Source organism: Aminobacterium mobile DSM 12262, assembly GCF_000526395.1.
In the GTDB taxonomy this organism is placed as follows: Bacteria; Synergistota; Synergistia; order Synergistales; family Aminobacteriaceae; genus Aminobacterium; species Aminobacterium mobile.
Map to the genome: position 1 here is coordinate 385931 of NZ_JAFZ01000001.1, position 15058 is coordinate 400988.

A 15058-nucleotide genomic window follows, 5' to 3' on the forward strand; every position below is an offset into this window, starting at 1 on the left:
CTTTCCATATCTCAATTCCATGCATCTTTATTTTCCAAACTTACATCGAGGCACTATTTCTTGCAAGGCTGCTTTAATTTCCTTTCCATTTCCTTTGTTTGCTATTTCAAATAAAAAATTAATAGTGTTTTCCAAATCTTTCGGTAAATCATTGCTTTTTGCCTCAAATATCTTTTTATGGTGGGTTGCTGTTGTTCCTTCTTCTGCCGTAAGAAGTTCTTCGTAAAGCTTTTCACCGGGGCGGATGCCTGTATAGACAATTTCAATATCTTCGTCAGGCTCAAAGCCCGAAAGGCGAATAAGGTCTTTTGCCAGGTCCACTATTTTCACAGGTTCACCCATGTCAAGAACGAAAACCTGTCCGTTTTTGTCCATGCCCCCTGCTTGGAGCACAAGCTGCGCCGCTTCTGGAATTGTCATGAAGTATCGTGTCATGTCAGGGTGAGTAACAGTTACAGGGCCGCCTCTGCGAATTTGTTCTCTAAAGGTGGGGACCACACTGCCTCGGGAGCCAAGTACGTTTCCAAAACGTACAGAGATAAAATGTTGCCCCTCTTTAGCTTCTTGGGCGGCTTTCCGTACAACCATTTCTGCTACACGTTTAGAAGCTCCCATAATGGATGTAGGGTTTACCGCTTTGTCTGTCGATATGTTGACAAAATAACGTGTATTCACACATAAGGCGCTTTTTACTAAATTCTGTGTTCCCCCCACATTGTTGAGAATAGCTTCGTCAGGGTTCGTTTCCATCATAGGTACATGTTTATGAGCTGCGGCGTGAAAAACTACGTTTGGCCTGTACTGTTCAAAAATATGTTCAATTTTAGACTTGTTCCGTACGTCGGCTACTATGGTAATAGAAGAGATGTCAGGATACTGTTCTTGTATCTCTTGCTCTATGTGAAACAGGCTATTTTCACCACGGCCAAGGAGAATAAGAAGTTTGGGAGAAAAGTGGCATACTTGCCGGCAAATTTCAGAGCCAATAGATCCTCCTGCCCCTGTTATAAGTACCACTTTACCTGTGAGGTAGCCGGCAATAGAGTCGATGTCGAGCTTCACCGGTTCCCGTCGAAGAAGATCTTCCACTTCGACAGGGCGAAGCAGTGATATAGAAACTTTCCCGCTCAGAACTTCGTAAATACCTGGAATGATGCGGTATTGAACGTTTACTTTTTTCGCAAGCTCTATAATGCGGCGGACTGTAGCACCTTCCGCTGATGGTATGGCTATAACAAGCTCCTCAATGCCGTGATGACGAACCACATGAGGAAGGTCTTTAATGGCTCCAAATACGTCGAGGCCTAAAAAACGAGTATCTCGTTTCATAGGGTCGTCGTCAAGAAAACCTACAGGAACAAGGCCTGATTCAGGGTGGCGGAACATTTCTCGAACAATCATTGTTCCAGCTTCCCCAGCACCAATGACAAGGGTTCTTCTTTTATTAACCCCAACTTTTTTGCCTACAGCTCTTTCGAACATTGTTCGACAGGCGAAACGGCTAGCTCCCATAAAAACAGCGTAAGCGAGGGCGTCAATAAGGGGAATGCTGCGAGGAATATTGTAAGCGCCGCCTACTAAGAAAGAAATAGAAGAAGCAACGAGAGCGAAGGTAATAGTAGCTTTAATAAGAACCATGGCATCGCGAGTACCAACAGTACGCCATGATTGACGGTGAAGTTTAAAATAAAAGTTAATGGCTATTTTGATAAAGACGCTTAAATAGGTGTAGGTAAAAGCCCGTGGCGCATATTTCCCGAGGGGCAAACCTATACGGAGAGCGAAAGCGCTATAGGCGGCAAGGGCACCAAGAATAATATCAATACAAAGTTTTATAAGAAGCATACGTTTACTTTTAGACATAATAATCTAATCTCTCAATCGTGCAAACCACTGTGTTGTGCGTTCAAGTCCTTCTCGCACGGTTACAATAGGCGTGTAGCCAAGCTCCCGTTCAGAGAGGGTAAGAGAAGCGTAAGAATGACGAATATCTCCTGGGCGGAGGGAAAAATAGTTCGGCTCAGCTGTTGCGTGGATATGTGCTTTTTTAGAAACTATTTCATTAATAATGGCATAAAGCTCGTTAAGAGAGAGTCGATGTCCACCTGCAACATTAAAAGATAATCCAAAAGCATTTTTATTCTCCGTTGTGGCAGCGAGTAAATTAGCTTGAACGACATTATCAATATAGCAGAAGTCACGAGTATTTTCTCCATCTCCATAGATACGAGCAGGTTGTTGAGTGAGGCGGGCTGTTATCCACGCAGGAATAACTGCGGCATAAGCACCATGGGGATCTTGGCGCGGACCGAAGACGTTAAAGTAGCGTAGCCCTACTGTGGGAACGTTATAAAGGGTTGTGTAAAGAGTTGCATACTCTTCGTTCTGAAGTTTAGTGAGGCCGTAGGGAGAGAGGGGAGCAGGAGCCATTGTTTCGATTTTAGGAAGGCCCGGCTCGTCGCCATATATGGCACTTGACGAAGCATACACGACCCTTGTTTTGTTCTGTCGGGCGCCCTCTAATATATTTAGAAAGCCTGTAACGTTCACATCATGGGTTGTAAGAGGCTGTTCTATTGAGGCTGGCACAGAAGCAAGGGCGGCTTGATGAAGAATTACGTCTGCTTCTTTACAGAGATGGAAACAGAGCTCGCGATCTCGAATGTCCCCGGAAGAGAAAGTGAAGTTTTCTCTTTGTTGAGGAGTGATCGCAGATTTTATTTCCTCTATATTCTCTTGTTTCCCCGTGGAGAAGTTATCGAGCCCTACAACCCGTTGATTACAGAGAAGCAGGGTTTGGGCCACATGAGAGCCTATAAAACCAGCAACGCCGGTGATAAGCCAGGTGCGGCGTTTTTTTTGTATCAGGTCGAGGCAATTTTTATATACGCTCATGAAATACGGTTCCTTTCAAATGTTTATGATGCCAGGTCTTGAAAGATGCAGTTACTAATTTTAAGACCTACTATTATTTATTTAAAAAGAGCAAACAATATATAAATTTTTACCTTTTAAATGTTAATGATTTCCGTATGGCAGCTATCTTGTTGGCTCTTTCCGGATCTTTTTTCGCGTTATATATAAACTCCCGAATGAAAGCAATGAATACCCCCACAAAAAGGCCTAGCATTGCAGCGAGGGTTACTATGAGAGATCGCCTCGGTTTTATGGGCGAAGAAGGTACCATGGCCTCTCCGAGGGCCATTATAGATACAGGACGCTTCAGTTCAGAAAGAGCAACTTTACGTTGTTGAAGCACGTGATACTGGTCTTCAAGAAGGGTAATTTCTCTAAGATGCCGAAGATATTCAAGGCCACCATCTGGAAGCTCAAAAAAAGCAGCGGCATTTTGGGAACTTTCAGGTGTAGAAAGAGAATAGAACGGCGCGACTTCTTTTTTAGGTGACACTTTTTTAACGTATTGTGCTAAATCCTCTTCTTTTTCGGAAAGGCGCTTTTGCACGTCATTTATATCAAGAGTAATAGCATTCTCAAGGCGAGAAACCTCGGAGTTTCTGTCTTCTATAAGAGTGTCAAGGTCTGATTGGGCTGCGTTTACAGCGTAATTCACGGCTAAAGCGGCAAGATCGGGTGCGTTGGCTGTAGCTGTAAGAGTAATGAGTTGAGTTTTATTATCAAAAGATGCCTGAAGAGCCACAGATGATATGTCTTCTTTTTGGGGTAAACTGGCTTTTGTCTTGTTTATTACATCGCCTGTTAAAAAAAGTTTGGTAATAAGCTCTGGTGTGAAAGTAGAGACAGTACGTGTATATTCTGTCCCCTTCCCAATGGTTGTTTGCTCTGCTCGTGATAGAAAGATAGTTGTTGACGATTGGTATACGGGCTCCTTTGCAAAACTCGCAATAAGAGCTCCACAAACAAAAAGAACAGTGATACCAATGATAAGGCCTTTATTTTTTACGAGTACAAGCAAAAGGTCGAGAAGATCTATCTCGTCGTCTTCAATGTAAGGTCGAGGGTGTTGGGAATTGTTATGTTGTTCCTCCATTATTAAATGGTCCCCTTTCTTTTTTGCCAATTATTATTGATTTAATGAGGATGATGTGTGGTAGACGTTTCTTTAGTTAACGTTAGCTATTATAGCTGTTTCTATTAATATATTATATATTACATGAAAGGCAAAGGAGAGAGTTTTTATATACAGGTGTTTGGTATAGAAAAAATTCTTTCTAAATAGGAGGTAACAGTTTATAAAGGTGTGGCAGTAATGTTACAAAAAAGACAGGAAAGGAGTGGATTTTCCTGCGGCCCTTTCCCGTCTTCTCCGTGTTTTTACTTTGCCAATGGAAGCTTTTTTTAAATCCAATATGGTTCTTCCCATAAAGTTAATTTTTGGCCTTTGCCAGATTGTATAGCTCGATCGTAAATTTCTTTCGCTACAATAAGATCTTCAATTCCCATGCCAATAGGGTTATAAAAAATAATTTCATCATCTTTTTCTCGTGCTGCTTTGGTGCCGTTGATTATTTCTCCAATGTTGCCATGGAATCTTTCTTTTGAAAGCTCTCCGGCTAATACCATTTTTGCTACAGTTTGAATGCCTCTGTGAATAACGGCATCCCAGTCGTCTGTAACAATTTTATGGGCTTTTCTCACCACATCGAATTCATATTCGTAATTTCCTACGTTTGAGATAAATGTTCCCGGCTCAATCCATTCTGCCTTTACAATAGGTTTTACTGTTGTAGTTGCGCTTACTATTATGTCAGCTCCTTTTAAGGCTTCAGATGCGGATTGGTACCCTCTAATTTCAGCATCTGGAGCCTCTTCTTTTGCTTTTTCTATAAAGGCGTTAACCCTTTCCGTGGAAATATCGAACACGTGAATCCTTTGAATGCTCGGAATGGCGGTTTTTACAGCAATCATTTGAGTGTGGTTTTGAGTCCCCGCTCCGATTAAACATAGTGTTTTTGAATTTTTGCGGGCAAGGTATGCAGCGGCAACACCTGTAGCAGCTCCTGTGCGCATGGCGCTAATAATGGTGCCGTCCATAACGGCAAGGGGGAATCCTGTTTCAACATCGTTGAGGATCGTAAGAGCAGAAGCTCGTGGCATGTTGCGGAGAAGGGGGTTCATGGGTTTGCTGGCTATCCATTTTATACCGGCTATGTTCACGTCTCCTCCGATGTAGCCTGGCATGGCGTTAATACGCCCTGTCTTTGCTTCTGAATCTGCATCACCCCAACGAAGAGCCACTTTGTCGGGTACGATTGTTTCTCCCTTGTCTTGGAGGGAGAAGAGCTTTTCTATCTTATGCATTATCATAGCCATATTTGTAGCGCCGCAGTCGATAACATCTTGTTGTGTTAAATATAAAAACTCGACACGCTGTTGAACCATTGTTTTTCCCTCCTGAATTTATTTTTTAAAGGGGGTGCCGTCGGTAACAAATTTTTTTAAATCGCCAAGACAAACTCCCTCAAGCTGAAGGCGTGAGAGGGTTCTTCCTTTCTCGCGATAATCTGTTTGATGAACTAAGTTGGCCAAATCAATCATGAGGTTCATTGTGGGGGTAGGGACACCTGCAATGCGGCCAAATTCTGCCAGTGGCACCAAACTCATGGGGACATCTTCAGAAATATACCTGGCAAAGGGATCTTTAGGTGCTTCAATGCCTCGGTAGCTTTCTTGTTTTTGCACGGCTTCATAAATAGACGTTCCACTCATATGGGGAATTTCGTATACGTCTTCCAGCCATTCAATGCATGTCATAGTTTTTACGCCCAGAGTATCTGCTATGGCGACTCGTTCCGCGTCTATTCTCTCCAAGACGTTGCTGACGCAAGGTGTAATGCCGTCCATGTAGTATTCGAAAAGCTCTTTCCCTTCTATTCGAGCGATATTCAGCAGAGCAGGGGTTGGGTGGAAAATGGCGCCAATGTTGAGGAAGCTTGTTTCAAGTACATTCTCAGCGGCAATGAACTGGGGGAAGTAAGGTTTCAGTTCCTCAAGTATCTCTGGTGTTTTATAAGCAGGCAGGGCGGCAAGTGCCATCTCTTTTTTTACTTTGTAAATGGTTGCTTCCGCCAAACCTGTTTTGCGGCAGGCATAGATGAGAGATTGAGTTTCTGCCACAACAAAATTAGCGTTGGGATAAGTGCTTTTGACAGTCATGTAAAATTCTATGGCTCCAGCTGTACGTCCGGGGTTTAATATTATTTTTTGTCCAGATGTTAAATAAGGGGCCATCTTTTGGGCAAGTTCTCTGTGTGCAAAGGCTGGAGTTACTATTAAAATAACATTGCATCCATCGATGGCTTCTTCAATGTGGGTTGTTATGGTTTTAAATTCAGCAAAGCCAGTGGATGAAACACCTTTTAACATAACCCCGCCAGCTTTTTTAACATCTTCTATAGCGGCTGGAAATTTGTCAAAGATATTGACGTGGCACCCTTTTAAAGACAGGAAAGCACCCATGCTTAATCCACCATTTCCAGCACCAAGTACAGCGACCTTATTCAAGAAAATTCACCTCGTCTTTAGATGCAAGTTTTTTCTTTTTTGTAATTAATTGATATAAAAGAATAGTTGATAACAGAACCAGGCCGAAAAGATCCCCAATCAAGCCGGGATCTATGAGGAGTATTGCTGCTACTCCAGATACAAGTCGTAAGGGAAGAGAAAGAGACCCTATAAGGTAGCCTTCCAGGCAAGCGGAAAGAGCTACAACACCTATTGTGGCAGTAACAGTAGCGACGGTAGCTGCTCCAATTGTTGTATCGAGTAATAATATTCTGGGAGACAGGGCGAAGATGAAGGGCAAAATAAAGGCTGAAGAAGAAAGTTTCAGGCCTTGCAGAGCTGTTTTTACAGAGTCAGCTTTTGCAATAGCTGCTGCGAGGTAGGAACTCAGAGCTACAGGAGGCGTAACAGATGCCATGCATCCGAAGTAGAAGATGAAAAGGTGAGCGGCCACTATTGGAACGTTCATTTTTACGAGGGCAGGGGCTACCATGGATCCTAAAATAATGTAAAGTGCTGTAGTAGGCATGCCCATTCCCATAATAATAGATGCCACCATTGTCAGGATAAGGGCCGGGTAAAGTTGCCCTCGTGACAATACGATAATGAAATCGGCGAATTTGAGGCCTAAGCCTGTTAAAGTGACGGTTCCTACAATAAGGCCTGCTACGGCGCAAGCTGCAATAACACTGAGAGATCCTCGTGCTCCTAGGTCAAGAGCTCGCAGGAAAGATGTAAGAGTGAGTCGTGTGGATTTTCTGAAAGAGCTGGTTATGATAACGATCAGCACCGCTGTGACAGATGCTTTTATAGGCGAATATCCGGCTAAGAGCATATAGACGATGCTGAGGGGAGCTAACAAGAGAAAGGCTCCATCTTTAAAGACTTTTGAGAAAACGGGAAGTTCGCTTTTGTTCATCCCATGAAGCCCGAGTTTTGCAGCTTCCATGTCCACCATAATAAAAACGGCAACATAGTATAAAATAGCGGGAATAGCGGCATGGACGATAAGCTGACCGTAAGGAACTCCTGTCATTTCGGCCATAATAAAAGCAGCAGCCCCCATAATGGGAGGCATAATTTGTCCGCCTGTAGAGGCTGAGGCCTCAACTCCTCCAGCGAACTCAGGCGTGTATCCTACGCTTTTCATAAGGGGTATGGTGAATGTTCCTGTTCCAGCTACATTTGCAAAGGAACTGCCAGAAATAGTTCCCATAAGGCCGCTTGCGACTACTGCTGCTTTAGCTGGCCCTCCGCGAAAACGTCCTGTAATTGAAAATGCCAGGTCTATAAAGGCCTGAGCTCCGCCTGTTTCTGTAAGGAAAGAGCCGAGAAGGATGAAGATGAATACAAACGTTGCTGTAACGTATATGGCGACGCCGTAAATTCCTTCGCTTGTTAAGAACATGTGTTCTATAACCCGGCTTACCTCATACTGACGGTGTCCTAATGTGCCAGGTATAAGATGCCCCAAAAAAGCGTAGAGGAGGAAGGCTACAGCTACTATAACGAGGGGCCATCCCATGGTTCGGCGGGTAGCTTCTAAGACAAGCACGATCATAATGGCTCCTATAACAATATCTCTTGTAAACGGGTCTCCCATGCGGAATACGATGTTCATATAGTCTAAGCAAAGGTAGGCACCTACAGCTATACTGAAAATGATAGCGGCAATGTCCCAAAGCGGGACTTTATTTTTTTGCTTGTCTGTTGCAGGGAAAATTAAAAAAGTTAGTGCCAGTGCGAAGGCTAGATGTATAGCTCTATGTTGGAACTGGGGCAGCATGTGAACCCCTGAAGAATACATGTGATATAAAGACATGCATATAGCTAAGATGCTGCAAAGTTTAGCCGCGATGCCTGTGAGGTTTCTCTTTTTTTCAAATTTTTCGTTCAGAGCTTTTAACTTTTCTTCAGGAGTAAGATCTTCCTGTGTTTTTTTCTTGAAAAACATCGGATTCACCTCGTCTCAGATACTGAAGATACGTTATTTTTTCAACGGATATATCCATGCGTTCCATGTCGTTAAAGTACTTATATAAAGGTATTTCCCTTTGTCCGCTATCTAGGAACAGGCGAGGTTCAGCTATATAGCTTATTCTGAAAGGAAGAAAATCTAAGGGGATGTCGAGACCTGAGAGAACTAAAAAGTTATCCTTGAAGTAAATAGTCGCGGCACACGTAGAAGGGACCCCCCATCCCAAATCTTGTAACTTTGTTGCTACCACATGGATACGGCCATCTTTGTGCACTTGGTAATACTCGTAAACAGGTGTTAAATGGACTGAGTGCCGAATACTCGTGGCAAAAGAGTATCCTGCAGGTATTTTATGCGTGTATAGAACTTGACCTGTCTCGTAGTTTCTTATGTCCAAAAGGAAAACAGGACAAAAGAAAAGAAAATAGGTTAAGAGTGCTGTGTTTGAAAAAAAGAGGCTCACAAAGATGATTCTTTTCCTCATGTTTTCACCGCCTATTGAGGAGAGGGGTGCCTTTACGCACCCCTCTCTTGAGTTATTTTTGATTACTCAATAACCCAACCAGTTATGTCTACTCCTTTTTCTGTGTAATATTTTGCGGCGCCGGAATGAAGGGGAATAGACATGGCGCTGAGGGCGGTTTCAAACCGGATCATTTTCCCTTGGGCGTGAGAGTCGGCAACAACATCTAGGTGATCAAAGAAGGCCTTGGTAATTTGATATACGGCCTCTTCGCTAATATCTTTGCGGACAATAAGAAGGGCGGGGCTGGCTACAGCCATAGTGTCGATATCGACACCACGATATGTTCCTCCTGGAATAGTGATCATCGTGAGATATGAGCGATCTTTTAAAAAGTTTTGCATAATATCTGAATCAAGGGTAAGCAGGCTGATATCAAGGGTTGTAGAGGCATCTACTACTGCTGAAGTAGGAATTCCTGAACCAATAATGGCACAGTCGATGAGGCGGTCTTTTAATGCGGTAATAGCCTCGCCAAAGTTTAAAAACTGAGGATTAAATTTGTCGTAGCTTAGGCCGTGAGCTTCAAGAACCATTTTTGCTGTCCGTTCCGTTCCGCTTCCAGGGGCTCCTACCGCGACTTTTTTACCGGCTAAGTCATTAATGCTTTTTAGATTCGAATCTTTTAAAACAACGAACTGGAATATTTCTGGATAGAGGCATGCAATTCCGCGAATGTTATCAACAGGTTCTTTTTCGAAGGGAGCTTGTCCACTGTAGGCGCCGTAACTTGTATTGGAAGCCCCCATTATCATTTCGACTTTCCCTTCACGAATCATTTTCAGGTTTGCTACTGAAGCACCTGTTGACTCGGCTGTAACCTCTATGTCTGGCACATATTTAGTAATAATTGAAGCAATAGCTGATCCGATAGGGTAATATGTTCCTGCTGTTCCTCCTGTCGCAAGAGAGTACCGTTCTACTGCCATAACTGAAGATGACATTCCAAGAACAAAAAACAACGTGAGAAAAACAACAAAAGCCTTTACGTGCGTTCTCATGCTTGTTCCCCCTTAGAGTATGATATTGTTACTTTAAAACTGCACATACATTTCGATAAATATAATCAACCCGCCGACATATAATGCGATGTTGCTACTTTCAACTTCCAAAGAAGTCAATATATTTTTAAACCTAATCGTCTTGATATGCTGATTTATCAATCTTTTGATATTTATATACGTCAAAATAATTGAAATTGATATTTTGAAATTCACATGATACAAACTATAATTTTAGAAAGGCAGAAAGTCAACCCAATATACTGTTTATTTATTCAAGTATGCATTATCCAATAAGGAGGAATATTATGCATAATAGAAAGCAAAAAGTTTCTGTTGTGGGAGAAAACATAAAAAAGGATTTATTTGAATATATGCAGGAGGCGAGCCAAAGTTTTCCTTCTCAGCAAAAAGCTGTTTGTGACTACATTCTTGCCCATTATCAACAAACAGCTTTTATGAAGGCGGAGGATGTTGCTCTCGCTACAAAAACGAGTACTGCCACTGTCCTTCGTACGGCGGGAAGTTTGGGGTTTAAGAGCTATACAGCCTTAAAGGAGGCGCTTCAGCAGGTTCTTTTCGCTTCAACGACACCGCCGCCTCTCGACAGACTTCGGGAAAATATAGCAGGGGATTCGGAACTAAATGTGCTCGAACAAGTTATAAAAGACAACATTCAGAGTTTGCAGGGATTATATAGCCAGCATCTGGCGGAGAGTTTTCCTCAAGCAATTCGGATTATGCAGAAAGCGTCAAGAATATATATTTTAGGGTTACGTTCAACCCGTGGCCTTGCCGTATATCTTCATGCCCTTCTTCACCAGTTGTTTAGAAATGTGTATCTTGCCGATGCCTCGGGATCTGATAATTTATTTGATGAATTATATGACATGACTCAAGATGACGTTTTTATCGCCTTAATGGCTGGGAGTCCTCACTATACAAAGCGGACTATTAATGCCGTGAAATATGCTCATGAGCGTTCTATTCCTGTTATATTGATCACAAATAGCCTTTCGAATGTGGCCGTTCCTTTGGCATCTGCCGCTCTCTTAGCCCCGCAGAATACAAGTCATTATTCTACGGTAACTCTCGTAACGATTATTGATGCCCTTGTTTTTCAACTTGGTCGTGTCAAGGCAGAGGACGCCCGTCCAAAGCTGGAAAACCTAGGTGACCTGTTGTTAAGAAATGATATTTCAGTTTAGGGAAAGCGGAATTTAAAAATCACAGGCAGAAAGAGCTTGTATTTTGTTGAAAACTTCTTCTATTTCTTCGCGTGAATATTTTTCTGGTTTCCACATTTCAACTCCTCGTATGGTGTTTTCTAGAGTACAAGGAGTTTTGTTTTTCATCACATATAACACAGTTCCTATTAACTCAACATTAGGAAAACTGTGATCACCTTCTAAAAGACGTTCACGAAAGATATCTAATTGTTTTTTTATAGACTGAATATCTTTTAAAGAATCAAAGTCATCATCCCTAAATCTCTCCCCTTTACGATAAGAGGAGTTTTGTATATCTATTTCATCAAACATTTCAAGGGTATCAGCGTCTTCCATGATAGCAGAAGAAAAAGGTCCATATTTATATCCTGCAAAGCAATATCCCGTATCTATATCTTGAGTGTTTAGGAAATAGATAGCTTTTTGCACAAGTATCTTTTGTGCTTCCATTCCGTTTTCGTTAAAATAATGAATAACAAATTTCAAAAGAAGTTTCCCCATCTATCGTCCCTCCTTAATTCCTTAAGTTGAGGTCTCTTCATAGCTCTATTGTCTGAGAAGCGTTTTTATATCTTGTTCTTTACTGGAATTTGAATAAATACGCCACAAGAGCGGCGTTGTTTCGGAAAAAGCTTTAAAAATAGGCGAATACTCAGCCAGAGGAAGAACAAGATTTTCTCCTGACCTGGATATGACGTGAAAATCTTCCTCATCCTTTTCATCTGTATTTTGGTTTGAGGAAAGTTTATGAATTTTGAGGTTCTTCTGTTTCACAAAATAATCGTTGTTGAGCTTAAAACCTTCCTTGCGAAGTTTTTCAAGGGACACCCAATATTCCTTTTGCTTTTCTTTATCTGAGGAGAGTCCTTCTTTAACCATCTTAAGGTGGTTATTACGTTTCAGACAAGAAACCCAAAAGTTACTTGCATCATTATTTAGCTCGCACAGGATGGAATAGTCATCGAAAGTAACGAACCAATCCATATCCAGAAAGTCTATTTCTTCTGAATAGCTTTTATTAATGGTAACATGATTTTTAAAGTTCGCAAAAGATCCTTTATTGTTCTCTTTTTTATATGCAATATATTGTTCCAGAGCAATATCATACCCCATCCTCGTTCTGTGGAAAGGTACCTGTAAATTATAGTGATACCGAGCAAGAATAAACTCTTCTAATATAGGTATATTGTCAATTACAATGTTAAATGCCAGGGAAGGCATTGTTGTACGTATTTTTATTGACGAAAGATATCGATTATAGTCGTAAACTCCATACTTTACGCCGCAATAATAAGAGTCCCTTCGTAAATAATCGGCTCTATCGGCGTCAAAATGCCCAGAGATAATGCTCTTTAATATATTGTCTTTTGAATTGGGGATTTCTTGGGGATCTGCTTTGATTAAGTTGGCAACTCGAGAGGGGGTTACGTTGTTTTCTTTAATAATTTCTGATATCCTGACATGTTTTTTGATAATATACCTTCCAATGTTTTCATGTCGAGCTTTATCGAGTAATACTTCTTCGCTGGCGTGAGAAAATGGTAGATGACCAATGTCGTGAAGTAACGCAGCAAAACGAAGAGTTTTTAGAGCACATAATAACGTTTCAGAATTATCCCACTCTAATTTTTTTAGTTCATCCCTGTTGTTTTTAGCCATATCATTGTACAGACAAGTGAAAATATCAGTAGCCGCTTGAACAACCCCAATGGAGTGTTGGAAGCGAGAATGTTCTGCTCCCGGGTATACATATTTTGTAAGTGCTAGTTGATGTATGCGTCGTAGTCGCTGAAAAATAGGAGTGTCTATAATCTTTGTCTCATCTTCAGATAACTCTATATAACCATACAAGGGGTCTCGAAAACGATGCTTAAGTTCTAGTGCCCGTAATGCTTCATAAATCACTGTGTCTGCCTCCTTGCTTCGCTCTTTACATGTATATGCGCAAAATACACTTCAAGTATACTATTAAATTAAAACTGATGTTATTTGAATAGCGCAATAATGGCCCTATAATGCTGTATTTTTTATTGAGCAACAGTAGGATGAAATAAAACATTGAAAAGGTCATCAGTTTTCGGTAAAAGTAAAGTCTCCCAAACTAAATACTCTCCGTGGCTACGAGGAGAAACGAGGGTGCATAAAATGACTCAGAGGAAGCGAAGCTGAGTGGTGTGTTCTTTGTAACAGCCCCTTCACAGTACTTTTATGTATTATTTACAAAGATGTAACCATACGTAAACCCCTTTTCTGTAAGGTATTAAGCAAAGAATATCTACATTGAGGGGGTATTATGTTGCGTAAGTTTTTTTCTCGTAAACTGGCAGTTGTTGCTTTAACGTTACTTTTAGGGCTAATCGGGGGAGTTAATAGTGCAAGTGCACAAGCTCCGCGCTATGTTTTTTATTTTATTGGTGATGGAATGGGCGCAGCACAGCGTCAGGCGGCAGAATATTATTTGAGGGCTGAAACTGGAGTAAAAGATATAAAACTTAGAATGAATCAGTTCCCAGTGGCAGGTATCAACACGACTTATTCCGCAGATTCCTTGGTAACAGATTCTGCTGCGGCCGGAACAGCATTAGCGGCAGGGTATAAGACGAATAATGGCATTATTGCTCAACTTCCAGATGGCACGAATGTAAAAAGTTTGGTGGAGGCAGCGGGGGAGAATGGGATGGGAACAGGTCTTATAACAACAACGCGAATAACTCATGCGACTCCTGCTGTTTTTGCTTCCCATAACTCAAATCGTGATGCTGAAAATGAAATAGCCCTTGACTATCTTGATAGCGGAGTGGATTTTTTTGCTGGCGGAGGATATCGCCATTTTGTTCCCCAGAACTGGGAAGGCGGGAAATCAAAGAGGAAAGATGATCTTAACATTGCGGAAAAGTTTAAAGGCCAAGGGTATCATGTTTTCCTGACAGAAAAAGATACTCAAAAATTTAGAAACTATAAGCCAAGTGGGCAGGAAAAAGTCTTTGCGGCCTTCACGTACAGCCACCTTCCCTATGAGCTTGATAGAGAGGATAATCACACTCCAAGTTTGGCAGAACTGACGGCGAAAGGGATTGAAGTGTTAGAAAAATATAAAGAAGGTTTCTTTTTAATGGTAGAGGGCGGCAGAATAGACCATGCCTGTCACGCCCATGATCCAGCGGGGTCTATCCACGATACGTTAGCATTTGATAAGGCAATAGACGAAGCGTACTCTTTTTACCGGAAATATCCCGATGAAACGTTGATAGTTGTTGTAGCAGACCATGAAACAGGCGGTTTTGGGCTTGGGTTTGGTGATAATTATTTTTTGAAAATGGATCAGCTTTTTAAGGCAAAGGTCACCACGGCGGATGTATTAAATGAGGGTGTGGGGAAATATGATAAAAATAGGAAGAAGTTCTTTAATTTTATTGCCACCAACCTTGGTTTAGATAACTTATCCCTTGATGAGAAAATAAAAATTGAACAGGCAATGGATCTCATAGACGGCTCTCAGAAAGATGCAATTGCAACGTATGCGGGGTATGATCCCGTGGCTATCACAGTAACTCACATTATGTCTGAGCGGGCAAATATGTTCTGGACCACCTATGCCCACTCTGGGACAACAGTGCCTCTTTCAGCCATTGGAGTTGGCACCGAAGCTCTTGGCGGATTTAAAGATAATACAGAAGTAGCAAAAACCTTATTCTCCATTTTGGAATTCAAACCTACTAAAGTGGCATCTACCCATCTGATCAGTTTGCCTAAAGTTATTAATTATTAAAATATAGAGCTTTGAAGATATAGCCGGGGCTTGTTCCTGGCTATATCTTCATTAATACTAGAATGGAGTGTATAA

12 protein-coding genes are annotated in these 15058 nt (G+C 41.7%); 2 read left to right on the top strand and 10 right to left on the bottom strand.

The genetic code is table 11. The features are described from left to right. Window positions 1-27 precede the first annotated feature (27 nt). The 8 genes from K360_RS0101830 to K360_RS0101870 form a co-directional block, all read right to left on the bottom strand. On the bottom strand, window positions 28-1863 hold the full coding sequence (locus tag K360_RS0101830) for a polysaccharide biosynthesis protein (RefSeq protein WP_024821485.1): 1836 nt from the start codon (window positions 1861-1863) through the stop codon (window positions 28-30). A gap of 6 nt (window positions 1864-1869) precedes the next feature. Continuing rightward, entirely contained in the window at window positions 1870-2895 is a 1026-nt protein-coding gene (locus tag K360_RS0101835; protein WP_024821486.1) for an SDR family oxidoreductase, read from the bottom strand. A 109-nt stretch (window positions 2896-3004) separates the two neighbouring features. Next, a complete protein-coding gene (locus K360_RS0101840; RefSeq protein WP_024821487.1) occupies window positions 3005-4009 on the bottom strand; it encodes a Wzz/FepE/Etk N-terminal domain-containing protein in 1005 nt (334 codons plus the stop codon). Window positions 4010-4317: 308 nt separating this feature from the next. Then, a complete protein-coding gene (locus K360_RS0101845; RefSeq protein WP_024821488.1) occupies window positions 4318-5361 on the bottom strand; it encodes an ornithine cyclodeaminase in 1044 nt (347 codons plus the stop codon). 18 nt (window positions 5362-5379) lie between these two features. After that, entirely contained in the window at window positions 5380-6483 is a 1104-nt protein-coding gene (locus K360_RS0101850) for an NAD/NADP-dependent octopine/nopaline dehydrogenase family protein (RefSeq protein ID WP_024821489.1), read from the bottom strand. Beyond that, a complete protein-coding gene (locus K360_RS0101855) occupies window positions 6476-8437 on the bottom strand; it encodes a TRAP transporter permease (RefSeq protein ID WP_024821490.1) in 1962 nt (653 codons plus the stop codon). The genes K360_RS0101850 and K360_RS0101855 overlap by 8 nt, the downstream gene beginning before the upstream one ends. After that, window positions 8397-8945, bottom strand: a complete 549-nt coding sequence (locus K360_RS0101860; RefSeq protein ID WP_024821491.1) for a DUF1850 domain-containing protein — start codon at window positions 8943-8945, stop codon at window positions 8397-8399. Before K360_RS0101860 ends, K360_RS0101855 begins: the two co-directional genes overlap by 41 nt. Before the next feature lie 62 nt (window positions 8946-9007). Continuing rightward, window positions 9008-9985, bottom strand: coding sequence for a TAXI family TRAP transporter solute-binding subunit (locus K360_RS0101870; protein WP_024821492.1), 978 nt, complete (start codon window positions 9983-9985; stop codon window positions 9008-9010). A gap of 308 nt (window positions 9986-10293) precedes the next feature. Here K360_RS0101870 and K360_RS0101875 point away from each other — a divergent pair, with 308 nt between their 5' ends. Further along, window positions 10294-11193: a MurR/RpiR family transcriptional regulator gene (locus K360_RS0101875; protein ID WP_024821493.1), complete on the top strand. Its 900-nt coding sequence runs from the start codon at window positions 10294-10296 to the stop codon at window positions 11191-11193. Window positions 11194-11205: 12 nt separating this feature from the next. Here the strand turns inward: K360_RS0101875 and K360_RS0101880 are convergent, their stop codons facing one another. Both K360_RS0101880 and K360_RS10925 read right to left on the bottom strand, forming a co-directional pair. Beyond that, on the bottom strand, window positions 11206-11715 hold the full coding sequence (locus tag K360_RS0101880; RefSeq protein ID WP_024821494.1) for a hypothetical protein: 510 nt from the start codon (window positions 11713-11715) through the stop codon (window positions 11206-11208). A 45-nt stretch (window positions 11716-11760) separates the two neighbouring features. Continuing rightward, on the bottom strand, window positions 11761-13119 hold the full coding sequence (locus tag K360_RS10925) for an HD domain-containing protein (protein ID WP_024821495.1): 1359 nt from the start codon (window positions 13117-13119) through the stop codon (window positions 11761-11763). Window positions 13120-13507: 388 nt separating this feature from the next. Between K360_RS10925 and K360_RS0101890 the strand changes: the two genes are divergently transcribed. Continuing rightward, window positions 13508-14983 carry an alkaline phosphatase gene (locus tag K360_RS0101890; protein WP_024821496.1) on the top strand — a complete coding sequence of 492 codons (1476 nt, stop codon included), beginning with the start codon at window positions 13508-13510 and terminating at the stop codon, window positions 14981-14983. Window positions 14984-15058 lie beyond the last annotated feature (75 nt).

Excerpts from the sequence above, each read along its gene's own strand:
- K360_RS0101830 (WP_024821485.1), bottom strand. The coding sequence starts at position 1,863 with ATGTCTAAAAGTAAACGTATGCTTCTTATAAAACTTTGTATTGATATT.
- K360_RS0101835 (WP_024821486.1), bottom strand. The coding sequence starts at position 2,895 with ATGAGCGTATATAAAAATTGCCTCGACCTGATACAAAAAAAACGCCGC.
- K360_RS0101840 (WP_024821487.1), bottom strand. The coding sequence starts at position 4,009 with ATGGAGGAACAACATAACAATTCCCAACACCCTCGACCTTACATTGAA.
- K360_RS0101845 (WP_024821488.1), bottom strand. The coding sequence starts at position 5,361 with ATGGTTCAACAGCGTGTCGAGTTTTTATATTTAACACAACAAGATGTT.
- K360_RS0101855 (WP_024821490.1), bottom strand. The coding sequence starts at position 8,437 with ATGTTTTTCAAGAAAAAAACACAGGAAGATCTTACTCCTGAAGAAAAG.
- K360_RS0101860 (WP_024821491.1), bottom strand. The coding sequence starts at position 8,945 with ATGAGGAAAAGAATCATCTTTGTGAGCCTCTTTTTTTCAAACACAGCA.
- K360_RS0101870 (WP_024821492.1), bottom strand. The coding sequence starts at position 9,985 with ATGAGAACGCACGTAAAGGCTTTTGTTGTTTTTCTCACGTTGTTTTTT.
- K360_RS0101875 (WP_024821493.1), top strand. The coding sequence starts at position 10,294 with ATGCATAATAGAAAGCAAAAAGTTTCTGTTGTGGGAGAAAACATAAAA.
- K360_RS0101880 (WP_024821494.1), bottom strand. The coding sequence starts at position 11,715 with ATGGGGAAACTTCTTTTGAAATTTGTTATTCATTATTTTAACGAAAAC.
- K360_RS0101890 (WP_024821496.1), top strand. The coding sequence starts at position 13,508 with ATGTTGCGTAAGTTTTTTTCTCGTAAACTGGCAGTTGTTGCTTTAACG.